At 63.3% G+C, this 25,737-nt stretch carries 18 protein-coding genes and 1 pseudogene; 10 read left to right on the forward strand and 9 right to left on the reverse strand.

Features of this window, described 5'->3' with window-relative positions:
• Positions 1-73 precede the first annotated feature (73 nt).
• The 5 genes from JQ629_RS19910 to JQ629_RS19930 all read right to left on the reverse strand — a co-directional run bounded on the left by JQ629_RS19910 (position 74) and on the right by JQ629_RS19930 (position 4,705).
• Entirely contained in the window at positions 74-802 is a 729-nt protein-coding gene (locus JQ629_RS19910; protein WP_212414109.1) for an SDR family NAD(P)-dependent oxidoreductase, read from the reverse strand.
• Positions 795-2,180 (reverse strand): AMP-binding protein, encoded by a 1,386-nt coding sequence (locus JQ629_RS19915; protein WP_212414110.1) that lies wholly within the window; start codon positions 2,178-2,180, stop codon positions 795-797. Before JQ629_RS19915 ends, JQ629_RS19910 begins: the two co-directional genes overlap by 8 nt.
• Positions 2,167-2,412: an acyl carrier protein gene (locus JQ629_RS19920; protein WP_212414111.1), complete on the reverse strand. Its 246-nt coding sequence runs from the start codon at positions 2,410-2,412 to the stop codon at positions 2,167-2,169. Before JQ629_RS19920 ends, JQ629_RS19915 begins: the two co-directional genes overlap by 14 nt.
• Before the next feature lie 41 nt (positions 2,413-2,453).
• Positions 2,454-4,271, reverse strand: a complete 1,818-nt coding sequence (locus JQ629_RS19925) for a long-chain-acyl-CoA synthetase (RefSeq protein WP_212414185.1) — start codon at positions 4,269-4,271, stop codon at positions 2,454-2,456.
• A 164-nt stretch (positions 4,272-4,435) separates the two neighbouring features.
• On the reverse strand, positions 4,436-4,705 hold the full coding sequence (locus JQ629_RS19930) for an acyl carrier protein (protein ID WP_212414112.1): 270 nt from the start codon (positions 4,703-4,705) through the stop codon (positions 4,436-4,438).
• 248 nt (positions 4,706-4,953) lie between these two features.
• Between JQ629_RS19930 and JQ629_RS19935 the strand changes: the two genes are divergently transcribed.
• From JQ629_RS19935 to JQ629_RS19980, 10 genes are all read left to right on the forward strand, one after another.
• A complete protein-coding gene (locus tag JQ629_RS19935; protein WP_212414113.1) occupies positions 4,954-6,180 on the forward strand; it encodes an acyl-CoA dehydrogenase family protein in 1,227 nt (408 codons plus the stop codon).
• Between the two features lie 25 nt (positions 6,181-6,205).
• A complete protein-coding gene (locus tag JQ629_RS19940; RefSeq protein WP_212414114.1) occupies positions 6,206-7,159 on the forward strand; it encodes an amino acid--[acyl-carrier-protein] ligase in 954 nt (317 codons plus the stop codon).
• Between the two features lie 83 nt (positions 7,160-7,242).
• The gene (locus JQ629_RS19945) at positions 7,243-8,517 is read left to right on the forward strand and encodes an O-acetylhomoserine aminocarboxypropyltransferase/cysteine synthase family protein (protein WP_212414115.1); all 1,275 of its coding nucleotides are present in this window, start codon (positions 7,243-7,245) and stop codon (positions 8,515-8,517) included.
• A 27-nt stretch (positions 8,518-8,544) separates the two neighbouring features.
• Positions 8,545-9,606 (forward strand): homoserine O-succinyltransferase MetA, encoded by a 1,062-nt coding sequence (metA, locus tag JQ629_RS19950; protein ID WP_212414116.1) that lies wholly within the window; start codon positions 8,545-8,547, stop codon positions 9,604-9,606.
• 101 nt (positions 9,607-9,707) lie between these two features.
• Positions 9,708-10,589 carry an acyl-CoA acyltransferase gene (locus tag JQ629_RS19955; protein ID WP_212414117.1) on the forward strand — a complete coding sequence of 294 codons (882 nt, stop codon included), beginning with the start codon at positions 9,708-9,710 and terminating at the stop codon, positions 10,587-10,589.
• Positions 10,590-10,614: 25 nt separating this feature from the next.
• A complete protein-coding gene (locus tag JQ629_RS19960; protein WP_212414118.1) occupies positions 10,615-11,502 on the forward strand; it encodes a branched-chain amino acid aminotransferase in 888 nt (295 codons plus the stop codon).
• 32 nt (positions 11,503-11,534) lie between these two features.
• Positions 11,535-13,199: a thiamine pyrophosphate-dependent enzyme gene (locus JQ629_RS19965; RefSeq protein WP_212414119.1), complete on the forward strand. Its 1,665-nt coding sequence runs from the start codon at positions 11,535-11,537 to the stop codon at positions 13,197-13,199.
• Between the two features lie 331 nt (positions 13,200-13,530).
• The gene (locus JQ629_RS19970) at positions 13,531-14,529 is read left to right on the forward strand and encodes a TAXI family TRAP transporter solute-binding subunit (protein ID WP_502753198.1); all 999 of its coding nucleotides are present in this window, start codon (positions 13,531-13,533) and stop codon (positions 14,527-14,529) included.
• A 660-nt stretch (positions 14,530-15,189) separates the two neighbouring features.
• Positions 15,190-15,807 carry a DsrE family protein gene (locus tag JQ629_RS19975; RefSeq protein WP_212414120.1) on the forward strand — a complete coding sequence of 206 codons (618 nt, stop codon included), beginning with the start codon at positions 15,190-15,192 and terminating at the stop codon, positions 15,805-15,807.
• 107 nt (positions 15,808-15,914) lie between these two features.
• Entirely contained in the window at positions 15,915-18,650 is a 2,736-nt protein-coding gene (locus tag JQ629_RS19980) for a hypothetical protein (protein WP_212414121.1), read from the forward strand.
• A 150-nt stretch (positions 18,651-18,800) separates the two neighbouring features.
• Here the strand turns inward: JQ629_RS19980 and JQ629_RS19985 are convergent, their stop codons facing one another.
• The 4 genes and pseudogenes from JQ629_RS19985 to JQ629_RS19995 form a co-directional block, all read right to left on the reverse strand.
• Positions 18,801-20,228 carry an HlyD family type I secretion periplasmic adaptor subunit gene (locus JQ629_RS19985; RefSeq protein WP_212414122.1) on the reverse strand — a complete coding sequence of 476 codons (1,428 nt, stop codon included), beginning with the start codon at positions 20,226-20,228 and terminating at the stop codon, positions 18,801-18,803.
• The gene (locus tag JQ629_RS19990) at positions 20,215-22,416 is read right to left on the reverse strand and encodes a type I secretion system permease/ATPase (RefSeq protein WP_502753199.1); all 2,202 of its coding nucleotides are present in this window, start codon (positions 22,414-22,416) and stop codon (positions 20,215-20,217) included. The genes JQ629_RS19985 and JQ629_RS19990 overlap by 14 nt, the downstream gene beginning before the upstream one ends.
• Positions 22,417-22,638: 222 nt before the next feature.
• Positions 22,639-23,010: pseudogene (locus JQ629_RS37155) on the reverse strand (cysteine peptidase family C39 domain-containing protein); the annotation flags it as partial.
• Positions 23,011-23,123: 113 nt separating this feature from the next.
• Complete coding sequence (locus tag JQ629_RS19995; RefSeq protein ID WP_212414124.1) at positions 23,124-25,109, reverse strand: hypothetical protein; 1,986 nt, start codon at positions 25,107-25,109, stop codon at positions 23,124-23,126.
• Between the last annotated feature and the right edge of the window lie 628 nt (positions 25,110-25,737).

Below are 25,737 nucleotides of genomic sequence, written 5' to 3' on the forward strand. Positions count from 1 at the left end.
AACGGCCCGGAATTACCGGGCCGTCGTCACTCTCGCAGCCATCGTTCTGTGGATGCGCTAGTGTCCACACCACCTAGGCGGTGTTGCCGGCGTCCACCGTCAGCACAGTGCCGGTGATGTTCCGGCCGCCTTCGCCCAGGAGATACTCGACCATGGAAGCGATGTCGTCGGCCTCGGGCAGTCGGCGCAACGCGCTGCGGCCGGCGATCCGCCGGCGACCGTCGTCGTCCAGGGTCTTGGTCAATTCGGTGTCGACGAAGCCGGGCGCAATCGCGTTCACGGTGATGCCGAGCTTGCCGACCTCGCGGGACAGCGAACGGGTGAATCCGCCCGCCGCTGCCTTGGACGCGGCGTAGACGGACAGGCCGTTGTAGCCGGTCGAGGCGATGATGGAGGAGATGTTGACGATGCGCCCGGCGCCGTCGGCCATCATATGGCGCACCACGTATTTGGTCAGAACGATCGGCGACAGCACGTTCAGGCGGATCAACGCCTCGATCTCGGAATTGCGCGTGTTGGCCAGCAGCCCTTCGGCGCTGATCCCGGCATTGTTGACGAGGCCGTAGATCGCGCCGAAGGCGTCGCGCAGCTCCTTCACGAAGGCGGGAATCTTGTCGGTCTGCCCGAGATCGAACGCCCTGAAGTGCAGACGGTCCGCTCCCGCCTCGCGGATGGCCCGTCCCAGCTCCTCGCTCTCGCGGCGCGCGACCGCCACCACGTTGTAGTCGCCGGATGCGGCAAGCCTGCGCGCAATCGCAAGCCCGATGCCGCGGCTGCCGCCAGTGACGAGGACGTTATGCATCGGCGCGCGTCAGTTTGCCGGCTGCCGTGAGGTCCAGCCGCTCGACGAAGCGGATCACGGCAGGCACCTTGTATGCTGCCAGCGAGTCGTTGCACCGGCTGAGAATCTCCGTACGGATCGTCTCGTGGCGAGCCGCGTCGGTGCCGTCGGCGAGGACGATGTCGGCGACCACGATGGCGCCAGTGATCGGGCTTCTGCGTGACCGCGCGCGCGACATTCGAACGGACTCGTGTCGATTGATCACGGTCTCGACCTCCTCGGGATGGACCTTCAGCCCGCCGATGTTGATGATGCCGGTGCGCCGGCCGACAAAGTAGTAGCGCTCGTCGCGCAGTTCGACCAAGTCACCGGTGTCGACGAAGCCCTCGGCGTCGGTGAGCTGCGGCGCGCCGGTGCCGACATAGGAGCGCGCCGTGCGGTGAGAGCGGATCCGAAGCGAGCCGTCGACGACCTTCATCTCGACACCGTCGCGGTTCCGCCCGATCAGGTCGGCGGGAAAACCCTCGCGCCCGTCGTTGACCGCGAAACCAACGCCGGCCTCGGTCGAAGCATAGGCATGGCCGATCGACGCATGTGGAAACGCCCGGGCGAGGCCGTCGAGCACCGCCTGGTCGGCGATTTCGCCGGACAGGCGGACATAGCGTGGCGAGAAGTCCGCGACCGCGCTGCTCATCAGGAGCTTGCGCCAGTGCGACGGTGTCCCGGAAATGTGGGTGACGCCGCCCGCGCGCAGCCGTGCCACGTGATCGACGGTGGCTTCCTTGGGCTCCGACAGCACCATCGATCCGCCGCCGATCACCGCGCGCAGGAAGATCTGCAGGCCGCCGTAGCGACGGATGTCGTAGAACGTCGCCCAAGTAGCGTTCTGGTAGCGCGCAGCACCGTCCGCGATGATCGCGCCAGCCAGCCCGTCGAGCGTATGGCCGACGATCTTGGGCGGCCCGGATGTGCCCGAGGTCAGCATCAGCCACTCGGTCGCGCGTTCGGTCTTCCATCCCGCACCCGGCCGTTCAGGCAGACCGGCGCCGACGACCAGATACGCGCCGTCATCGCGTCGGTGCAGCGGCCTGTCGGTCACGATGGCGTCGATCTCGGCATCTGCAAGCAGGGCCTCGATGTGATCCGGATTGAGGTCGGGCGGGCACAGAAGCATGCGGCGGGCGACGCCGTCGAGCTCGATCATCGCGAGCGCGGACTGCAGCTGTCCCGACGTCGCAAGCAGCACCGAGCGGCCGGACAGCTCGCGATATCTGCCGATCAGACAGCTGTACCCGAGAATGTCGGTCAGCGATATGACGTGCCGGGCATCGGAAATCGTGCGGCCCTTCAGCTCCGGGCCGAGATATTCGCGAAGCGCTAAGACGTCAGGCTGGGACATTCTCGTATGCTCTGATGAATTCGCCGACGGTCGACGGGAAGGCGGCGTCCTCCGCGATGGTGAACGGATCGATGCCGAGATCGTCCTCCAGCCGCGCGACCAGGATCGCGAACGCCAGAGAATCGAACCCGGTGTCCTGCAGCGGCAGATCGTCCTGCAGCGGCGGAAGGGTAACCTTTTGCTCCTCAGCGATCTGCTGCATCGCCGAAAAAATCCTCAACTTTACTGACATGAACACCTCACCTCTTCAAAAAACGGCTCTTCGAGCCGATGCTAAAACCTGATTCCGCCCTCAGCGACGCGCGCGTAAACGGCCCGGTCGATCGAACGATAGGCGCGGGTCGCCGGATCGCGCAGGAACAGCCGGTCGCTCACGACGGAAGGGTCGAATCCCTCGCGGATCAAACGCTGCTTGTTCCTCTTGAAGGTCTCGGTGGCGTCGAGTTCCGCGCAGAACCTGACGAAGACCGGAATGGCATAGACCGGGAGCCGGCGCGACAGGTGTTCCGCGAACATCCCAAGATCGAAACGCTGGTCCACGACCAAAGCCGCCATGCCGGCGCGGCCGTCGGCGCCGGGGACGGCGGCCCCGTAGGTGGAGGCGTCAAGAACGCCGGGGCAGTCCATGATCGCGTCGTTAACCTCGCTGGTCGCGACGTTCTCGCCCTTCCAGCGGAAGGTGTCGCCGACTCGGTCGACGAAATAGAAGTAGCCCTGCTGGTCCCGAAGCATCAGATCGCCAGTCCGGAACCAGGCATCGCCTTCCGCAAACACGTTGCGGAGAATCTTCTTCTCGGTTTCGGCCGGCTCCGTATAGCCTTCGAAAGGTCCGCCGCCCCGATCTGCGATGCCGATACGCCCGATTGCCTCGCCGACCTCGCCGTGGGTGCAGGCGACGCAGAGCCCGTCGTCGCCGCGGACCGGGCTGCCGCTGTCGGCATCGACCTTCACGATCGAGGCGGGAAAGCGATGCGCCAGCAGCGGCGGGATACGGCCGATCGCGCCGGGTCTTCCTTCGAAGTTGAATAGCGAAAAATTACCTTCCGTCGCGGCGTAGAATTCCAGGATCTGCGGAATCGCGAACCGCTTCGCGAACGCCTCCCAGATGTCGCCGCGCAATCCGTTGCCGACGGCCAGCCGCAGCCCGTGTCCGACCTCTAGCCCGGACGCCGGTGCGTTCAGAAGGTAGCGGCAGAGTTCACCGATATATTGGAAGACGGTGCAGTCGAAATACATGATGTCGTCCCAGAAGTCTTCCGCGGAGAACTTCTCGGCGATGACGACTGAACCGCCGGCGCGAAGCATGCTGCAAGGCGCGACGACACCGCCCACCGAATGATGAAGCGGGAGGCAATCGTAAAGGCGGTCGTGGACGGAAGCGTCTGTCAGCCCGGCAAACCATCCTCCCCAGCTGAGGATGCGGCGATGACTGACGTTTACCGCCTTTGGCAATCCCGTGGTGCCCGAGGTGTAGATGAGCAGGGCGCGTTCATTGATCGTGACGTCGCCGCGCTCGACGGAGGACAGCGGGCGCGGATCGGCGGCGGCGAGCGCCGCATCCAGGTCGGCGCCAGCGCTGCCGGGACCGAGTCTCCAGATTTGGGGCACGCGATCCAGGTGCGGACGTGCGGCTTCGAACGCACTCATGCAATCGGCGGCAAGAACGATGTGGTCGGCACGCGCAACGTCGATGCAATGGGCAAGGGACCGGCCGACCAGCCGGGTGTTGATTAGCGCCACCGTACCGCCAACGCTGCTGATGCCGAGCCAGCAGGCAACGTACTCCGGCCGGTTCGGCATCATCAGACCGACGGTGTCGCCGGCGCGGACGCCCAGGCTCCGCGCCCAACGCGCATATTGGCTGATCCGGGCGCTGAGCTCCCCGTAGGTGAAGGACTGGCGGTCCGAGAGCAGTGCAGGGCGTTCGGGTTGCCGTTTCGCCCATTCTTCCACGACGTCGGCGAATAGCCGTTGCGGCTCGGCCTCGATCCGCGAGGTCAGTTCGATGGCCTTCAGCCAGGCTTTGGTGGCAGACGGTCTGCGTCGCGGGTCACCGCTTTCAGTCGCCCGCTGAACTGCGCCTGCTTTCATGATCTGACCCAGATAATTTCGATCGTTGCTCGCGCCGACCAGGTCGCGAGGCGGTAGAGCTGCGGCGGAAGGAGTGACGAGGCGCACCGGACCGGGCGCGACCTTGCGATCACTGTCGATAAGGTTTCGCTCGATCGCCCAGAACGCATCTCTGTCCAACTTCCTTATCCCGTCCCGGGTCCGAGTTGGTTGAGGATCATAACTTCCAGCGTCTTCACCGATTGGAAGTTTTCGGGCGTGATCTCGGGCTGGGGAAGGGTGAGATCGAACTCGGCCTCGACCTTGAGCATCAGCGCGACCATATCCATCGAGTCGAGTCCGATATCCACCAGCCGGGATTCCGGGTGGACATCCGCAATGATAGCGTTCTGCGCGAGGACGTTCCTGACGACGGAAAGAACACGCTCTTGGACGTTGGCGGCAAAGTCTTGCATTTCAGCTCCACTCATCGCGTGACGGGGCAGATCATGATCGACGTCACGATACCTGACTGCAGCTCAGGTCAGTAGCTCCACTTCGGGGGTACCCCGCTTGGGAGCGCGTTCTCGGCAACATCCACCTTTGCGCCGCCGACTCCGCAACTGCGGTCGGTTAGATTGCCGCCATCGAACTCGTGCGGAATTCATCTCGACCCGGTTCGGGTCTCCGACCATCAAACCATCTAAATGGGAGCTGTTGGGCCATGAACGTGCAGGAAGTCCAGTTCCGCAGTCTCGCTCGGGAAGCCAGCCGAGTGCCATTCTCTCCCGATCGCGCTTCGTTCCAGCAGCGGGCTGCCGCCGTCGCGGAGGCTGCAGCGTCGGAGGCCGAAGCGGTCGACCGCGAGGCGCGTTTCCCGCAGAAGGCGATTGACGCTGCGCGCGCGGAAAGACTTCTAGGCGCCCAGATCCCGATCGAGTTCGGCGGCGACGGCGCGTCGATTTCCGAGGTGGCCGACATGTGCTACGCGCTCGGACGCGCCTGCGCTTCGGCCGGGATGATCTTCGCGATGCATCAGACCAAGATCGCCTGTCTGGTCCGTCACGGCGCGGGCAGCAGCTGGCACGAAAGGCTCATGCGTCGCGTGGCGGCCGAACAAATGCTCCTGGCGTCTTCGACCACGGAAGGCCAGAACGGCGGAAACATTCGCTTCAGCTCGGCCGCGGTGGAGCATGAGGGCGCCGAGATATCGCTGGTGCGCGACGCGACGGTGATTTCGTACGGCGCCGAGGCGGACGGCATCGTAACCATCGCCCGCCGCTCCGACGACGCCACCGGATCCGATCAGGTGTTGTTGGCCATCACACGTGACGACTACACGCTGGAGCAAACTCTCGCATGGGAGACGCTCGGCATGCGTGGCACCTGCAGCGCCGGCTTCAAGCTGAGCTTCAAGGGCTCGGCGGAACAGATATTCCCGGTGGCATACGAAAAGGTCCATGCGCAGACCATGACGCCCGTCGCGCACCTGTGCTGGTCGTCGGTCTGGGCGGGAATCGCGGCTGCGGCAGTGGACCGGGCGCAGCTCTTCATCCGCAAGGCCGCCCGCGGGGCCGGCGGCAACCTTCCTCCCGGCGCGCCGCATTTTACCTCCGCCAAGATGACTCTGACGAAACTGCGCGCCCTCATCGCCGCGAACCTCGATTCCTTTGCGGCCCGCGAACAAGACGAGCGCGCGCTTTCGTCCCTCGACTTCCAGTCCTCGATCAACCTTCTCAAGGTGGAGGCCTCGGAACTCGCGGTCGCGGTCGTCATGCATGCGATGCGCGCGTGCGGCCTGTCCGGCTATCGCAACGACACCGATGTCAGCGTCGGCCGCCATCTTCGCGACGTGCTGTCGGCTCCGATCATGATCAACAACGATCGCATCCTGGCCAGCATGGGTAGCGCCACTCTGATGAGCGCCGTCCCGGCGTCCCTGCGCGATTGATTTTTTTCTAAGAAATGGGGTTGATATGAACGTAGCCATGTTTGCTGCACCGGCGGAACCCACTCAGGCTGAGGCTGATCCGCTGGACCATCTTGCCGACGTGCTGTTCCACAAGATGGGCTCTCCGGGTGTCTATGCCCGCACCGCGCTCTATGAAGACGTCGTGGAGCGACTCGCGGCGCTGATCACGCGGCACCGCGAACCGGACACCGAGGTGATGCGCTTTCCTCCCGTCATGAGCCGCGCGCAACTTGAGAAGTCGGGTTATCTGAAGAGCTTTCCGAACCTGCTCGGCTGTGTCTGCGGCCTGCACGGCACGGACAGTGAGATCGACGCGGCGGTCAGCCGTTTCGATGCCGGCGGCGACTGGACCATGTCACTTTCACCGGCAGACCTCGTGCTGTCGCCGGCCGCCTGCTATCCGGTCTATCCGATCGCGGCGAGCCGGGGCCCTCTGCCGGCGGGTGGCTTATGTTTCGACGTGGCCGCCGATTGCTTCCGTCGCGAGCCCTCGCGCCATCTCGACCGGCTGCAGTCCTTCAGGATGCGCGAATACGTCTGCATCGGTAGTCCCGACCACGTCTCGGCGTTCCGCGAACGTTGGATGGTGCGCGCTCAGGAGATCGCCCGCGATCTCGGACTGACCTTCAGGGTCGATTATGCCAGCGATCCGTTCTTCGGCCGGGTCGGCCAGATGATGGCGGTGAGCCAAAAGCAGCAGTCGCTGAAATTCGAGTTGCTGGTGCCTTTGCGCTCCGAGGAGAAACCGACTGCTTGTATGAGCTTCAACTATCACCGCGATCACTTCGGCACCACCTGGGGCATTAAGGACGCGAACGGTGAGCCGGCCCATACTGGTTGCGTGGCCTTCGGAATGGATCGTCTCGCCGTCGCCATGTTCCATACCCACGGCAAGTCCGTCGCAAGGTGGCCGACTGCGGTGCGGGATCTGCTCGGCTTCCCGCGGAACGACCGGTAGCCGACGTCGGCATTCGAGGAACTGAAATGCACCAGCGAACTCCCGAGGTAGCCCGCGACCGAATAGCCGAAGGGCCAACCTCCATGAAAAGAGAGACCCTCGCCGTACACGGCGGCTTCGACAACGATCCGACCACCAAAGCCGTCGCCGTCCCGATCTATCAGACCGCCTCGTACGCCTTCGACAGTGCCGACCATGGCGCCGCGCTCTTCAACCTCGAAGTGGACGGCTTCCGCTACACGCGGATCGGCAATCCGACCAACGCGGTGCTGGAGAAGCGCGTTGCCGCCCTGGAAGGAGGCGTCGAGGCGATGAGCGTGGCGTGTGGCCAGGCCGCGGTGAACTATTCGGTGGTCAACATCGCGGAGATGGGCAGCAACATCGTCTCGGTCCCGCAGCTCTACGGCACCACGCATACGCTGTTCGCACACATCCTGCCGAGGCAGGGCATCACGGTCCGGTTCTCGGAAGACGACAGTCCGGCGAGCATGGAGAAACTGATCGACGACGATACGCGTGCGGTATTCTGCGAGAGCGTGGGAAATCCGGCCGGAAATGTTTGCGACATCGAAGCGATCGCCGAGGTCGCCCACAGGCATGGCGTACCGCTGATCGTCGACAACACGGTTCCTACCCCGATCCTGCTCAGGCCGATCGAGTACGGAGCGGACATCGTGGTAGAGTCGCTGACGAAGTTCATGGGCGGGCACGGCACCACGCTCGGCGGAATCATCGTCGATAGCGGCAGGTTCCCATGGGCGAAGCATCGCCGGCGCTTTCCGATGCTGAACGAGCCGGAGAAATCCTACCACGGGCTGGTCTTCACCGAGCGCTACGGGGCCGCCGCCTACATCGCCCGCTGCCGCGCCGTTTCCCAGCGGACCACGGGCTCCATCCTGGCGCCCTTTAACGCCTTCCTGCTGCTCCAGGGCATCGAGAGCGTCGCGGTGCGGATCGAGCGGCACGTCGAGAATGCCGAGAAGGTCGCGCGGTTTCTGCGCGACGACCGCCGCGTCGGATGGGTCAACTACGCGGGCTTTGAAGATAACCCCTATCACGCGCTGACGCAGAAATATCTGGGCGGCCGCGCGTGTTCGCTGCTGACCTTCGGCGTGGCCGGAGGGTTCGAGGCCAGCAAGCGGTTCTACGACGCGCTGAAACTGTTCAAGCGGCTGGTCAATATCGGGGACGCGAAATCGCTTGCCTGCCACCCGGCATCGACCACCCACCGGCAAATGTCGCCCGAGGAGCAGGAACGGGCCGGCGTGCGGCCCGAGATGATCAGACTGAGCGTTGGTATCGAGCACGCCGACGACATCATCGCCGACCTCGATCAGGCGCTCCGTGCCGCAGATTGAATTGAGGTCAACCATGAAGGCATTCCGATGCCCGTCCTAGTAAATATAGACTCGTACGAACACCACCTTTTCTCAAGAGCGCGGAACGGAAGCGGCGCTGAGTCCCCCGGAAACCGGAAGGAATGCCTCGACATCGGGCTGATCAACAACATGTCGGATGCCGCCCTGATGTCCACCGAGCGCCAGCTGTTCGACCTGCTCGGCGCGGCGGCCGGAGAGCTCCTGGTCAGGCTGCATTTCTACACGATGGAGACGACGCCCCGTTCGGACTGGGGGCGCGATTACGTGCGTCGCTACTACCGTGGCACCGACGATCTGCTGAACAGGAGCCTGGACGGAGTGATCGTGACCGGTGCCGAACCGAGAGCCGCCAGCCTGCCGGAAGAACCATACTGGTCCAGCTTCGTCCAAATCATCGACTGGGCCAGGGAGAGCACCGTGTCGTCGGTGTTTTCCTGTCTGGCCGTCCACGGGGCCGTCCTGCACCTGGATGGTGTGGAGCGCCACAAGCTGCCTGCCAAATGCATCGGCGTCTTCGCTCAAACGAAGACGAGAGATCATCCCTTGATGCGCAACGTTCCGGCGACCTTCAGAACACCGCACGCCCGGTGGAACGAGGTGCAGGAGGGGGCTGTCGAGAGCTGCGGATACTCCGTTCTCACCAAGTCGGCAGAGGCCGGCGTCGACTGCTTCGTCAAGCAACAGGGGAAGAGCCTCTTCGTCAATTTCCAGGGCCATCCGGAGTACGACACCCATAGCCTGTTGGCTGAATTCAGAAGGGACATGGGTCGTTTCCTCCGGAGAGAGAGCGAGGTCTGTCCGACGATACCGAGAGGCTATTTCGCCTCGGAGGCGGAGGAGATTCTGACGGCCTTCCGGCGGAAAGCCCTTTCCGAAGGAAGTCCGGAGCTTTTCGCCGATTTCCCGGTCGACCAAGTGGCGAAGGATCTGAGAAACGTCTGGCATCCGCCGGCCAGGCGCATTTACCGCAACTGGCTGCTGTACATGGCCTCGCAGCGAGCTGGACGCTCAAAGCCGTTTGCCTTCAACGGAAGCTATCGAACGAGGCCCAGGCCTGCCGCGGCGTAGATCATGGGTGCGTCCGGGCAACATGGAGAACCGGTGCAACGGCCGCGATCCGCTAGCCGGGCTCTCGCTCGCCGACCTGCCGGCGAAGAAGCGGGAGCGGATTGTATGATGGAGTTCGGACCGTGATCCGGTGCCGCGAGATAGGACCAGCGGATCTTGCTGCGATCGCCGACCTTCTGACGCGTGGCTTTGCCCGCCGTTCGCGCGACTACTGGATGGACGGGCTCCGGCGCGCTTCCGTGCGCGAGGTACCCGATGGTTTCCCCCGCTTCGGGTACATGCTCGACCATGAAGGGATGCCGGTCGGCGTTCTGCTGTTGATCTACACGGAGCGGAACGATGACGGCGGGACCTCGATCCGCTGCAATCTCTCCAGCTGGTATGTGGAACCTGCCTTCCGCAACTACGCCCCGATGCTGACAAGCGTCGCGCAGCGCCACAAGCGCGTCACCTACGTTAACATCAGCCCGGCGCTCTGGACCTGGCGGACCATTGAGGCCCAGGGATTCCGCGCCTATTGCGGCGGCTTGTTCTTCTCTTTTCCGATGCTGTCGCGTCCGGCGAAGGGTATGCGCGTCGAAATCGTTCAGCAGGGCGCGCATGGGGTCGACGGCTTGTCCGATGCCGACGTCGCGCTGCTTACGCGGCACGCGGCCTATGGTTGCCTAAGCCTGGTGTGCCGCGCGGGCGACGGCCGCGGCTACCCCTTCGTCCTGCAGCCGATGCGCAAACGCGGGATCCCCCTGCCAGCGATGCGGCTGATCTATTGCCCCGACGTGGCCGACTTTGTCGCCTGCGCCGGCGCCATCGGCCGCTTCCTGCTCCGGCGCGGCCGGATCCTGCTCGCCCTCGACGCCAACGGCCGCATGAAGGATCTGGTCGGCTTCTACAGGGGACAGCGCGGCCGCAAATACTTCAAGGGTCCGCAGTGTCCCCGGATTGCCGATCTGTCGGATACCGAGCTGGTCATCTATGGACCCTAACTCTGCTGCCCAATGGAGAGCCGTCATGATTCCCAACAGCAAGTCCGTCAGCCATTCGCAGACATGGACATTCTTCCAAGGCCAGTGGCACGAGGGCAATGTGCCGATCATGGGGCCACGCACCCATGGGCTTTGGCTCGGCTCGACCGTGTTCGATGGCGCCCGCGCCTTCGAAGGTGTTACGCCCGATCTCGACCGCCATTGCGCCCGCGTCAATCAATCCGCGCTCAACTTCGGGCTCAAGCCGATCGTCGATCTCGACACGTGGCTGGGTCTGGCCCGCGAAGGCATCGCGCGCTTCCCGGCCAATGCCGAACTCTACGTCCGCCCGATGTACTGGCCGCAGAATGGTGTGGGCGGCGGCGTGCTCTTCGATCCGGAGACGATGGACTGGTGCCTTTGCATCTACGAAGCGCCGCTACCGAAGCCTGTCGGCAACGCGATCACGCTGTCGCCGTTCCGCAGACCGACCGCCGAATGCGCGCCGGTCGATGCCAAGGCCGCCTGTCTCTACCCGAACTGTTCGCGTGCGCTGATCGAGGCCGCCTCGCGCGGCTTCCAGAACTGCCTGATGCTGGACATGCTGGGTAACGTCGCGGAGTTCGGCAATGCCAACGTGTTCATGGCGAAAGACGGTGTGGTCTACACGCCGGCGGCGAACGGCACCTTCCTGAACGGCATCACCCGGCAGCGGGTGATCGAACTCCTGCGCGGTTCGGGCGTCACCGTGGTGGAGGCCACGCTGCGCTATGCCGATTTCCTTGCCGCGGACGAAATCTTTTCGTCCGGCAACTTCGCCAAGGTTGCGCCCGTAATTCGGATCGACGACCGGCAGCTCACGCCCGGGCCGTTCTATGCGCGTGCGCGGAAGCTGTATTGGGAATTTGCACACGCGGTAAGGCTTGCGGCGTGATGATGATGACCTTCCAACCGAGATCGTCTCGCATGGGTTTTCGAGTTGCCGATCTACTCGTGGATTCCCTGATCGCGCACGGCGTCGACCGGGCATTTAGCGTACCCGGCGAAAGCTTTCTTGCGCTCCTTGACGCTCTGTACGAACGCGACGAGATCGATCTCGTGACTTGCCGCCACGAGGGAAGCGCGAGTCTTGCCGCAGTTGCCGACGCCAAGCTCACCGGCCGGGCCGGCGTGGTGATGGTGAGCCGCGGGCCGGGCGCATCCAACGCGGCGCTTGGTCTGCATGTAGCTTCCCAGGAGGCCATACCCCTCGTATTACTGGTTGGTCAGGTCGGTACGTCTGAGCTGAATCGTGACGCAGTGCAGGAGATCGACACGGGTCGGGCGTTCAGTGGCCTTATCAAGTGGTCCACTCGAATCGATTCGGCGGCCCAGGTGCCCGAGATGATGGCGCGCGCATTTTCCGTGGCGCTTGGCGGCACGCCCGGGCCGGTGGTGATCGAGCTTCCTGAAGACGTTCTCGAGATGGAGGCGGGTCTGCTCTCCGCCAGAGTTCACGGCATCGCGCGAGCCGAGCCCAGCCGAGCCGCCGTGGAGCAGGCGACCGTCATGCTTGGCAAGGCGGAGCGACCGATCCTGGTGGTCGGAGGTGAGTGTCGCACCGCGGAATTTCGCAAGGACTTGTTCGCGCTGAGCGAGCGCTGGAACGTTCCGGTCGCGGCCACCAACAAGATGCAGGATCAGTTTCCGAACGATCACCGGCTCTGGATTGGACAGCTTGGCATCTTCACGTCGCCGGCGCATGTTGCGCTCTTCGAGCGAGCGGATCTGATCGTTGCGATCGGAACGCGGCTCGGTGACCTGTCTTCCCTGGGCTTTCGGTTTCCGCGACAATCGCCGCCTTCCCAGCCTCTGGTTCACGTCTATCCCGATCCGAATGCGATCGGGACCCACTTCCATACGGATCTTCCAATCGTCGCGTCGGCGCATCCTTTCTTGAAATCCTGGCTCGACTTGCCGGTCGTGTCGCGCGAGCGCGGTGGGTGGATCGAAGCCGTGGCGAAAACTCGAGAGGCGGTGCACGCGTGGCCCGAGCCGGGTATCCCCAGCGCTGATGTCTTCGGGCATGCTGTTGCGGCCATCGTCAAGCGCTTCCCGGCAGATGGTATCGTGACGACCGATTCCGGCAACTTCGCCGCCTGGGTACACCGCATATTCCGCTTCCAGCCGTCGGCCCGACTGCTTGGCTCCGCCTGCGGCGCGATGGGCAGTGGTGTTCCTTCTGCATTGAGCGCGAGCCTTCGTTATCCGAACAATCTGGTGATCGCGTTTTGCGGAGACGGCGGTTTCCTGATGACCGGAAACGAGCTGGCGACTGCCGTCGCCCGCCGGCTCAATATCAAGATTGTGATCTCCAACAACCAATCATACGGCACCATCCGTTCGTATCAGGAGAAAGCATTTCCGAACCGTCCTTGCGGTACGGATCTGTCCAACCCCGACTTTGCGGCCCTTGCCCGGGCATTCGGCGCGCAGGGCTATACGATCACGGACGCGGCGCATGCAGACGATGTCGTCGCGGAAGCAATGTCGGCGAAGGGCCCCGTAGTGATCGAAGTTCGATCTGATGTACGGCAAACACTCGATCGATCCCTCGCTGCTGCGCGCGCTGATGCATCGGAGCGCCGGTAGGCTGTTCACCTGCAGTCCTCAGGCCGCGAGCGCCTAATGTGCTGATTGTCTCCGCTAGGTGTACCTCTGAAGGGTTACCTACGGATATCAGCTGCACATTGATGGAGCGCGGGAGCCGATACCCATTCGCACCATTGCATCTGTTTATATGATGAGCGCTCCGTGCAGAGCATAGCCCGGAAGGGTAGGTGTGATTCCCTCATGCAGGGAATAGGATGCGTGGGCGAAGTGCATGAAATCGCGCAACGACGGATTAGAAAAGGATATCACCATGGGACAGGTGATTGCGGTTGGGGCGCGGCACGCAAAGGCTGCGTTGCGCAAGCTGCTTGTGCTGACGGCGCTGGCCCCGCTGCTCACGGTCGTTCAGCCGTCCGACGTGGATGCACAGACGCAAGCTGCCACTCGTCAATTGCGACGTGAGGTACCGCCGCAAAAGCCGCAAGTGACGATGAACGCCTGGACGGTTGGCCTCGCCGGAGGTCTTCTCGAGGGCGCACCCATCCGCCTGGCGGCCGAAGTAGCCCGCGTCGTGGATGATGGTGACAAGCTGCACGTTCTTCCGATCGTGACGCGCGGGGCCACGGAAAACGTGAACTCACTGCTTTACTTGCGCGGCATCGATGCCGCCATCATCAATTCCGACGTGCTTGAGGAATACAAGAGCCAGGTGCCCGATATTCAGCAACGGCTGGCCTATGTGCTGAACTTGTTTCCGTCCGAACTTCATATCTTCGTTCGTCCCGAGATTCAGAACCTGAACGATCTCGTCGGCAAGAAGGTGAACTTCAATACCCAGGGCACCGCGGCAGCCTATTCGGGGCCGCTGATCTTCAGTCGTCTTGGCCTCGAAGTGGAAAAGACCTTCATCCCGCATCAGATCGCGCTCGAGCAGATGCGCAAGGGCGAGATGGCCGCGGTCGTCTTCATTACCTCGAAGCCGGTGGATGCTTTCGTGCGCGGCCGCTGGGAGGCAGGGTTCAAATTCCTACCCGTCCCCTATGACCGCAAGTTCGAGGACTATTATCTTCCCGCTGCGCTGGATGCCGCAGAGTATCCCAATCTGATCAAGCCGGGCGAACGGGTAACGACCATTGCGGTGCCGACCGCTCTCGTCGCCTTCAATTTTCCAGCCAAATCGAACCGCTACGAGCGGCTAGCGCGCTTCGTGGACCATCTGTTCTCCCGGATTGAAAAGTTGCAGCAGCCGGGCTTCGACCAGAAGTGGAAGTCGATCAATCTCGCGGCTACCGTTCCTGGTCTTGCGCGCTTCCCTGCGGCGCAGGCATGGCTCGATCGTGGGCCGCGTGCTGCGCATGCATCGCAATGAGACGCGCGGCCGGTCTGTTCGTGGCTGGAATCACGCTCGCAGGCGGCACTGCTTTGGCGCAGGGGACACAAGATCATCCGACAGCTCAGCATCACGATTGTTCCCCGGCGGAACGCGCAGCAGGCCTGGAGTGCCCCGAGAGGGCGCCGCGGACCATCGCGCCTCGTCAGGCGAACCAGGGAAACAACTGGATCATTAGCGTGACGATCTCACCCGTCGATTATTCACCGGTCGCTACCGCCACAACATCGTCACGCCATGGCGCAGGCGAATCCGGAGTGAAGCTTTCGATTCGCTGCCGCGGCGGGCGGAGCGAACTGGTGGTCGCCGGGCCCGGCGTTTCCGGTCGCGGCACCGATTATGCGATTTCCTATCGCGTCAACGACGGTCAGGGGCAGCAGATCGCGGCAGCCGTGCCGACGTCCGGAACCGGAGTCGCGTTCGGGGGCGACGTTGTTCGGTTGCTGCAGTCCCTTCCAGACAGCGGAAGCCTCAGTATTCACCTTGCATCCCGGATGGGGACTGCTCTGGATGCAGTGTTCTCGCTAGGCGGGTTGGAGGTGGTGCGTACGAAGATGGCCACAGTGTGCAGGTGGCCACATCCAGCCACGAAACCCAACGGATGAGTATTCCAATGACGTGTATTGATAGGAGAGACACATGAGCATGTTTCAATATATTGCGCGGGTAATCACCATGGCAGCCGCAACGGTACTGTTCGCCGCGCCATTCGCTGCGGCGGAGCAAGGCGGACGGTACTGGGTGCCGACAACGACGGAGCCCGCTACGCACCATCAGCGCATTGCGGCAAAGGCCACCACACAAAACAAAGCAACCAAACAAAAGAGGGCACGATCCCCTCTTGCCGCACGATCCCCTCTCGCCGCCAACGCTCGGCTTGCCGACTCCAAAGCGCACCGTTTGATCTTGCAGGTGAACACGAACGATCCTGCCGCCATGAATCTCGCACTCAACAACGCCACGAACGTCGCGCAGTACTACAAGGATGCCGGCGAGAAAGTGAAGATCGAGGTGGTCACGTTCGGGCCCGGCCTGCACATGCTGCGCGACGACACGTCGCCGGTAAAGGCACGTATCGAGGAGATGGCGCTGAGCACGCCGGAGGTATCGTTCAAGGCCTGCGGCAATACTCAGGAAAGAATGCACAAGGCCGAGAACAAGGACATCCCGATTGTTCGTCAGGCGGAGGTGGTGAAGTCAGGCGTCGTGCGCGTGATGGAGCTGCAGGAGAAGGGTTGGTCCTATGTAAAACCCTAACCCGAAAGGGGTGGGTCCCCCATGCAAATCCTAGGATTTGCGTAGCGGCGGAGCGCATAATAGCGCGACCTGAACGGGTCGCATCGCCAAGCGACGGGTGATTGCAGATGGGCCGCACGGTTATTCCCAGTGACGGATTAAATACCGTCTCCGAAATCGCAAGCGCGTCGCGCAACGATTCGGACACGACCCGGTTTGCGCAGAAGGCATTGCAAAGGACAACGAGGCAACTGCCTGTGCCCGGACGATCCGCGCCCCTGTGGATGGCCGCCGCCATGCTCGCAATGACATGGGCGTCGGAAACGCAGGCGTCCCCCGTTCGAGTGCGACCCTTGGCGGATGCGCAGCACGCGACGGCTGTCCGCAATCTCGATTCCGTTGGAACGGAGGGTAATGGCGATTTGCTAACCCTGCCGCCGAGCCGAGGCGGCTACGGCAAATCGGTGCAGGTTGTCCAAGCAACGATCGGCGACACGAGGCAGTCTCCGGAACAGGAGCGTCACTGGGCGGAGACCCTGTCCCGCGAACTCACCAATGCAAGGCGCGACATCGAGTTGCTGCAACGTCTCGAGCAGGAGCGCGATCGGGCCGAGAGGCTGGAGCAGGGTCTTGCGGCAGCGCGAAGGGATGTCGAAACCCAGAGCGCGCTAGCGGCTAAAGCGGCTGAAGAAACCGCGCGCGTGAGGCAGGCTGCGCCGAGCGGTGCGGCGGAGTTGCAGAACTCCCTGCAACAGTCGCGTGAGGAGGCGGAGCGGCTGAAGCAGGATCTCGCCGCGGCGCGACGCGATGTCGGGATCCAGACCGCATTGGCTGCAAGGGCAGGCGAGGAAGCTTCCCGGTCGAAACAGGCGGGGGAGAGCATCGCTGCGGAACTGCAGAAGTCCCTGCACCAGGAGCGCGAACGGTCGGCGCGGCTGGAGCAGGATCTGGCGAAGGTGCGGAATGATGTCGAGACCCTGACCGCGCTGGCGAAGAAAGCGGGTGAGGAAACTGCCCTGCTGAAAGCGGCGGGAGAGAGCGGCGCGGAGCTGCAGAGGTCCCTGCACCAGGAGCGCGAGCGGTCCGCGCGGCTGGAGCGGGATCTTGCGGCAGCGCGGGGTGATGTCGAGACCCAGGCCGCGCTGGCGGCAAAGGCAAGCGAGGAGGTTTTGCGGCGGAAGCAGGCGGCGGAAGCTGGGGCTGCCGAACTGAGGCAGTCGCGCGCAAGGGCCGATGCGCTGGCACAAGACCTCTCCCTGACGCGGAGCGCGATCTATGCATACGAGGCTCAGGCCCGCAAAGCTGGAGACGAAGCGGCGGAACTCAGGCAAGGAGCTGCAAACGGCGTCCCGTCGCCTGGCAAATCCGCTTCGGACGAGCGCGAGCGGTTCGCACGTCTGGAGCAGGATCTGGCGGTGGCCCGACGTGACGTCGAAACCCAGGCCGCGCTGGTGGCGAAAGCGGGTGAGGAAGCGTTCCGGCTGAAACAGGAAAGGGAGAGCGGCGCGGCGGAGCTGCAGAAGTCCCGGCAACAGGAGCGTGAGCGATCCACGCGGCTGGAGCAGGAGCTTGCAGCGGCGCGGCGCGCGACCGAGACCCAGACCGCGCTGGCGACGAAAGCGGGCGAGGAAGCTTCCCGGTTGAAAGTGGCGGGGGAGAGCGGCGCGGCGGAGCTGCAGAAGTCCCGGCAACAGGAGCGTGAGCGATCCACGCGGCTGGAGCAGGAGCTTGCAGCGGCGCGGCGTGATGTCGAGACCCAGACCGCGCTGGCGACGAAGGCGGGTGAGGAAACTTCCCGCCTGAAAGCGGCGGGGGAGAGCGGCGCGGCGGAGCTGCAGAAGTCCCGGCAGCAGGAGCGTGAGCGATCCACGCGGCTGGAGCAGGAGCTTGCAGCGGCGCGGCGCGAGGCCGAGACCCAGACCGCGCTGGCGACGAAAGCAGGCGAGGAAACTTCCCGGCTGAAAGTGGCGGGGGAGAGCGGTGCGGCGGAGCTGCAGAAGTCCCGGCAACAGGAGCGTGAGCGATCCGCGCGGCTGGAGCAGGAGCTTGCAGCGGCGCGGCGTGATGTCGAGACCCAGACCGCGCTGGCGACGAAAGCAGGCGAGGAAACTTCCCGGCTGAAAGTGGCGGGGGAGAGCGGTGCGGCGGAGCTGCAGAAGTCCCGGCAACAGGAGCGTGAGCGATCCGCGCGGCTGGAGCAGGAGCTTGCAGCGGCGCGGCGTGATGTCGAGATCCAGACCGCGCTGGCGGCAAAGGCCGACGAGGAAGCCACGCGGCGGAAGCAGGCGACGGTAGCCAGTGCCGCGGAGTTGAGGCGATCGACCCAAAAAGAGCACGAAACGGCCGATTTGCTTGAAGGCCTCTCGATGACGCGGAGCGCGATCTATGCGTACAAGGCGCAGGCCCGCAAAGCTGGAGGCGAAGCGGCGGAACTCAGAGAGGCGGCTGCAAACGGCGCGCCGTTGCCTCGCAGATCGGCACAGGACCAGCGCGAGCGGCCCGCGTGGTTGCAGCAGGATATTGCAGAGGCGCGTGCCGAGTGGGCACCAGCGGCGCCCTCGCGTGGCGATGCTCAGCTCGATTCCGAGCAAGCCGCGGTGGCGACAGGGTTGGTTGCGCGCGCGAGCGCGCTGCTCCGGCAGGGCGATATAGGCGCGGCGCGGCTTGTACTCGAGCGCGCCGTCGAGATGGGCAGCGCCCAGGCGAGCTTCGCGCTGGCGGAAACCTACGACCCATTGATCCTTGCGAAATGGAAAACTCAGGGCACGCGCGGCGATGCGAGCAAGGCGCAAGGTCTCTATGCCAAGGCCGACGCCGCGGGAATCCAGGAGGCGAAAGCGCGGCTGGAAGCGCTGCGTCGCTAGCGCATACGCCAATCGACTGGCGACATCCGCGCAATCGTCTCCACGGCCGGCGTCTCCCGGCAGGTGCTTCGTTCGAAAGCGGGTAGCGCCTTACGGGCAATTGTCCGCCGCCAATTACCCGTAAGGCTCACCGATGGTGTTCCGCTTCGTCTACCGCTCTCGCATCGACTCCTGCTTGTATCGCGCCAGCGGCGACAGAAGGTAGCTGATGATCCTGCGCGTGCCGGTCTTGATTTCAACCGTCACCGCCATTCCGGGGCCGAGCTTGACGAGCTTGTCCTCCACCTGCATCTCCGGACGGTCGAGTGAAATGCGCGCGGCATATTCCAGTTCTTGACCTTTCGGCTCACTGCTGCTCTGCGCTGTACCCGATCCCCGGTCATTCGAACCGCTTTGCGGCCTGTCGCGCGTGATGGCATCTGACGACACGCTGAGCACGTCGCCATGAAGGAGCCCATAACGCGTGAAGTTGAACGTGTCGACCTTGATCTCGGCCTTCAGTCCCGGATGAACGAAGCCAATGTCGCGATTGGAGAGCATGGCCTCGATCTCGAGCTGGCTGTCGCTCGGAACTACCACGGCCAGCGCCTGCGCCGGCGTCACCACGCCTCCCACCGTATGAACCGCAAGCTGCTGCACGATGCCGTCGACCGGTGCGGTCAAGCGCTGTAGTTTCGTGCGCCGATCCGCCTTGACCACCTCCTGCGCGGCGGTCGCAGCCTTCTGCTCGGCCTTCGCGAGCGCGTCATAGGTCGTGCGCCGATACTCCGCTGCGGTCCTTTCCTTTGTTTCCTTCAGCAACGCAGTGGCCGCGTCGGCTTCGAGCAGTCGACTTTGCTGCAAGAGGAAGTCCTGCTGAAGGCCGACCAGCTCCTGGTACTCCGAGAGGTAGATGACCTTCGAGGCCAATGCCTTCTCGACGAGGCCTTTGCGGATGTCGACGCGTTCCTGCAGCACCGGTATCGTCGCCTGTAGCTTCGCCGCGCTCGCCGACGTGGTCGCCCGTTCCGCTTCCTTCTGACCCAGCTGGCGCTCGATCTCCGCGAGCTTGGCGTTCTGTTCGGCGCGCTGGCTGATCAGGAACTGGCGATGCATTTCGACCTCGGCGGCGCTTGCGCTCTGCGGCGGCCGGAAGGCGGCGAGCGGATCAGCCGCCAGTGCCGCGCGCAGCCGCGCGACGTCAAGCTCGGCCGCAAGGAGATCGCTCTTCTGGCGCTCCTGGTCGGCTTCCGTCATCGTAGGGTCGAGCTCGATCAGGACGTCGCCGGCCTTGACACGCTGCCCGTCGCGAACCTGGATGGCGCGGACGACGCCCGTTTCGAACGGCTGGATCAGCTTTGTGCGCCCACCCGGCACGATCTTGCCCGTCGCGCTGGCGACGATATCGACGCTGCCGAGCGACGCCCAAGCCAGCGTGAGGCAGAAGAGAGCGATGATACTCGCCCCGATCGCACGACCGATCGGCGACGGGGGCGATTCGGTGATTTCGAGAGCTGCCGGCAGGAACGCGATTTCGCTCTCGCGCCGGCGAACTTCAGCTCTCGGAAATGCAACGACGTTTCGGTTAGCGGACGTCATGGATACCAGCCTGCAGATAATGGAGGTTCGCGTAACGACCGTTGGTGCGGATCAGCTCATCATGGCTGCCGTCCTCAACGATCCGACCATGCTCAATCGTGATGATCCGGTTCGCATTGCGCACGGTGGAGAGCCGGTGCGCGATGACGAAGACGGTCCGTCCGGCGGAAATCTGTTTCATGTTCTGCTGGATGGCGCGCTCGCTTTCGTAATCCAGCGCACTGGTCGCCTCGTCGAAGATGAGGATGCGCGGATCGGTGATAAGTGCGCGTGCAATCGCGATACGCTGGCGCTGTCCGCCGGACAGGCTGCTTCCGCGTTCGCCCACCACGGTGTCATAGCCCTCGGGCAGCTCAAGGATGAAGTCGTGAGCGCCGGCGAGCGATGCCGCCTCGATGACCCGCTCCATCGGCATGGCCGGATCGGCGAGTGCGATATTCTCGCGAACCGAGCGGTTGAAGAGCACGTTCTCCTGCAGCACGACGCCTATTTGTCGTCGCAGCCAGCTCAGATCGACCATCGCGAGATCGACGCCGTCGACCAGCACGCGTCCGCTCTCCGGCACATAGAGGCGCTGGATCAGCTTCGTGATGGTGCTCTTGCCCGACCCTGAGGAGCCCACGATGCCGACGACCTGGCCGGGCTCGACACTGAAGGAAACGTTGTGGAGCACCTCGGGGCCGTCGATGCGGTAGCGGAAGGTCGCGTGCTCGAATGTGACCTTGCCGCGGATCGCCGGCAGCGCGGCGCGGCCAGGATTGAAGCTCGGCTCGGGCAGGGTGTTGAGAATGTCGCCCAGCCGATCGACCGACAGCTTAGCCTGATGGAAATCCTGCCAGAGTTGTGCGAGCCGCAACACCGGCGTGCTGACGCGCGCGGCCAACATGTTGAACGCGACGAGCTCGCCGACTGTCAGCTCCCCGCCGATCACCAGCCTGGCGCCGAAGTAAAGGATTGCGGCGATGACCAGCTTGTTGATCATCTGGACTGTCTGGCTCGCCGTGTTGTTCAGGCTGAGCACGCGGAAGCTTGCGGCCACATAGCCGGCGAGTTGCTCCTCCCAGCGGCGTTGCATCTGCGGCTCGACTGCCATGGCCTTCAGGGTTTCGACGCCCGTGACGCTCTCGACAAGGAAGGCCTGATTCTCGGAGCCGCGATTGAACTTCTCATCGAGGCGCCGACGAAACAGCGGCGCAACTCCTACGGAGATCGCGATGTAGAACGGGAAGGACGCCAGGACAATCAGCGTCAACGTCGTCGAGTAATAGAACATTACCGCAAGGAAAACGACCGTGAACAGGAGATCGATGACCAGCGTGAGCGCCGAACTCGTCAGGAACTGGCGGATATTCTCGAGTTCGCGGACGCGTGCCACCGAATCGCCGACGCGGCGGGCCTGGAAATAGGCGATCGGCAGCGCCATCAGGTGACGAAACAGCCGGGCGCCGAGCTCGACGTCGATACGGTTTGTCGTGTGCGCGAACAGATAGACGCGCAGCGTTTCGAGAATGGCTTCGAAGACGGTGAGGGCGACCAGGCCCATGATCAGAACGTCCAGCGTGCTCATGCTTCGATGCACGAGCACCTTGTCGATGACCACCTGGAAGAACAGCGGTGAGACGACGGCGAAGACCTGAAGGAAGAAGGAGGCGACCAGCACCTCGCCGAGCAGGTGGCGATACTTGTGAACCGCGCCGACGAACCAGCTGATATCGAAGCGCCGGGAGAGGTCCGTCAGGGTCGCGCGCCGGGCCATCAGGATGATGTCGCCGTCCCAGATGGCCTCCAGCTCATCCTGCGTCATTGTTTCGGGTCGGGGGGACAACGGGCGCTGAACGAGGAGATTGTCGTCGACCACTTTGCCGAGGACCAGAAATCCGCCGTCGCGCAGCACGGCGATCCCCGGCAGCGGGGTAACCGCAAGCCGCTTCCAGTTCGTCTTCTGTACCCGTGCCTTGAGCCCAAATTCCTTGGCACAGCGCAGGATTTCGGTAACACCTACGCGCGCCGCGCCTATCCGATGGCGGATTTGACCCGGGTCGGCCGCGATACCATGGCTACGCAGCAATATCGTCAGCGCAACGAGCGCGGAGTCATCGGCACTGTCGGATTCGGGACTCGCCGCCGCGACTTCGGTGTTCACCGGCGGGGAAGCGATATCGCCTCGAGCGACGAAACGTCCACGCATCAAGGTATCGCGGGCTTTCATCAAGGTATCGCGCGTGCGCATCAAGGTATCGCGCGTGCGCATCAAGGCATCGGCAGGACGCATCAGGGCATCGCCAGGACGCATCAAAGGCTCGAGGGCACGCACCACGGCGTTCCCGGCACGGCGCGCCAGGTCAACTCCGCGGGTGTTGATGCCGGCGAGTGCATGAAGTACCCGATTGGCGACGTTCTGAGGGCCGGGCAGGATCAAGCGGCCGTCCCAGATTTCCTCGAATTCCGCGCGCGTCATCACCCTGGGATTTGACCAGGTCGGATGCAGCACAAGCGCACCCCTGTCATCGATCTTTCCGAGAAGCAGAAATCCGCCGTCATGTAGCGCTGCGATTCCTGGCAGCTGGATGCCCGCAAGTCGCTTCCAATGTGTCGTCCGCGAACCGAGGTCGACTCCAAACTCGCGCGCACAGCGCAGCATTGCGCGGATGCCGATTGCGTCGCCTCCGCATCGATCGCGGAGCTGCTCTGGCGTAGCGTTGACGCCATGAATCCGCAGGAACAGAGCCAGGGCTCGGAGCCCTAGATCTGCGGTGTGGGCATTTCCATTCTGGATCGCCATGTTTTCTACTCAACCCTTCGCGGCTACCGACCGCTTCCGATGTTCCTTCTCATGCATTCCCAAATTTCGATGTTGCCGCACCCGGGCGACGAGCGCCCGGGTGCGGAAGCGGATCATGAAGCTGGGGGTCTGGTGAGGAACGATTCCTGACCCCAGGTCGTGCCATTCGATATCGCCGATACAATCTGACCGGAATCGGCCCGGCCTGGGGTGGCGGCCATATACTGGTTTAGCAGCGCAAAGCTCTGGTTTGCCTGGGACGCCACGGCAGTGCTGGTCGCAGGCGCCGTGGTGGTCGCAGGTGGGCCAGCCGTCACGGTGATCGACTGCGGTGTGGAGGCCGTCAGCGTGCTGGTGACCGGGCTCGTGGTAGCGGTCGCAGGCGTCATTACGCTGGGGGTTTGCGGCGTCGTGGTGGTCGGCGTGGTTGGCGTGGTCGGAGTCGTGGTGGTCGCAGACGGAGCATCCGACAGGGTCATCCACTTCGTCGAGGATGTCGTAACGGCGCCGGTGACCGGGTCCTTGGCAGTTGCGGTCAGCGTGATTGTGTCGACCGGATCACGCGAGCCTCGGTAGTAGTTGTGCAGCGTCAGTCCGCTGTCAACCTGCGCCTTCGTCAAGGTGATGTTTCTACCACTGAACGTGTTACCGAGGCCGTCGGTGATCGTCTCGTACGACGCCAATCCCCTGATGTTCACGGTCACTCTGTCGTTGGGATCGGTCGTGGACACCTTCACCCCCAGGTCGACCGTGCCGCCCCTGCCGGCCACCGTGAGCGTGTGATCCGCGACGGCGAGGACCGGCGCGACCGAGGATGGAGACGTCGGGTTCGTCGGGTTCGTCGGTGATGTCGGGTTCGACGGCGAGGTCGGGGACGTCGGTGAGATCGGATCGACATCGACCTGGAGACCGGTGAAGGTCTTCAACGCGCCCGAAAGGTTCGCCGCCAAGCCACCAGCATCCCTGATGCTCGAGCCGGTCGGAGTATTGACGCCGGTGATGGCAAGCGCCGAGGTGTCGGTGTGGGTCGCCGCGACCGTCGTTTTGAAGGTGAGCGTATTCGTGCCCGACCCGCTCACATAGGCGGCCTTGGCGCCATCATTGAGCGACAGCGTAGGAATACCGGTGACGTTCACGGTCTCGCTGAAACGGAGCGTCAATGTGATGGTATCGCCGACATGCTCGATTCCCGTTCCCGGTAAAGCGGACGCCTGCAGCACTGTCGGAGCGATGTTTGGCGGGGTGATTGGCGTCGTGGGCGTGGTCGGCTGCGTCGGAATCGGCGCCGAGGTGACCAGAGGGGGTGGTGGATCAGCCTGCAAGCGCGTCGCACTGAGCGAAGTGAAATAGAGAGGTTGCCACTCAGTTGTCAGGTTGACCCAATTGTTCATCCCGACTCCGGGATTGTTTACGAACACTCCATTTTGCAGGATGAACGGAGCTGATTTGTCTCTCCACCAATCCGCGCCGATATTGGCCACGAGATTCGCGTTTGGATTGTCGGTCTTCATGAACGCTTGAACATAAACACCATCGACCGTTCCGGGCGTATAAGTTCCGCGTTCTCCGCCGGGCCAGAAGTGGTCGTTGTAGCCAGCTCCCGGCGCATTCACGCTTACGCTGCCGTCCGGCAATGTTGTCTCGGTCCAGGGAATGTTCGAGTTTCCAGAAAAGTCAGCGAGATACTGGGCTCCATCGATGGAGTCCGTCGCCTGGTCTTGCACCTTGACCCAGCCACCAGTGGTGAGATGCACCCACGTCTCGAAATGCGCTATCTGAACATCTGCGTTCGCATTGGCAGCGCTCGACGCACCGGCCTCGGAATAAATTTGTCCCCATCCCGTGACAGCCGAGAAACCGGCGGGAGCTGAGCTCTCTCCTCCAACCTTGCCAGTATACCAAGAATAGTATGTGGGGACGCCCTCCGGGTATGCTTCGCTATTGCCGCGCGTATTTTGATAGATGGTATCGGTCAACGCAGTCACTATGGTTCTCCATTGCTGGCGAAAGTTGAAGTCAGGAATTCCACTGCCGCGCATGGTGGGCGCGCGACATACCGCATGCTCGCAGCAACGCGCCGCGAACAGATTTGAAAGCATTGCAGCCTCGAACCGCGAGGATATTCCACTGCCGCGCACGATGGGGCGCGCGACATACCGCCTGCTCGCAGCTTGGCGCCACGAACAGATTTCAAAGCATTTCAGCCTCGAACCGCGAGGATATTTCAAAGCAGTGGGATTTTTGCCCCCCCGACTGCTGACTGCTGGTTGGTTAATAAGCAAAAATGGCGAAAAAACTTTCAAAATATGATTTATACCCACGTATGTCGGCCCAATACGTGGGCATATCGGGCCGGTTCAAGGCACGCGCGCGATTTTTCCATCGGATTGCCTCGTTGTCAGCATTGCGGGAACGGAAGCAGACGGAACCAGCCGAGAGGAACGCACGTAAGTATCGTTTGACGCGTGGTGTGAGGACGCTTCGTTCACGCTGAGGTCGGTGCCGAGAAATCCGGACTGCGCGACCTGTCGCCAGAACTCCCGCCTCGCATCGCTCGCCGCGCGCTTCTTCGCGGAATTGTCGTCTGCGCAGTCACGGTTAAGCACGCGCTCCGGCTGGCCGTGTTGGAACGTGGACAGGACAATGCGTCGTCGCTTGCCGATCGTTTTGGAGCGAGCGGTCTTGCACCTCAACTGAGCTGGATAGCGCAATTCTTCCGGGGCTGAT

The organism is Bradyrhizobium sp. AUGA SZCCT0222, assembly GCF_018130205.1.
Taxonomy (GTDB): Bacteria; Pseudomonadota; Alphaproteobacteria; order Rhizobiales; family Xanthobacteraceae; genus Bradyrhizobium.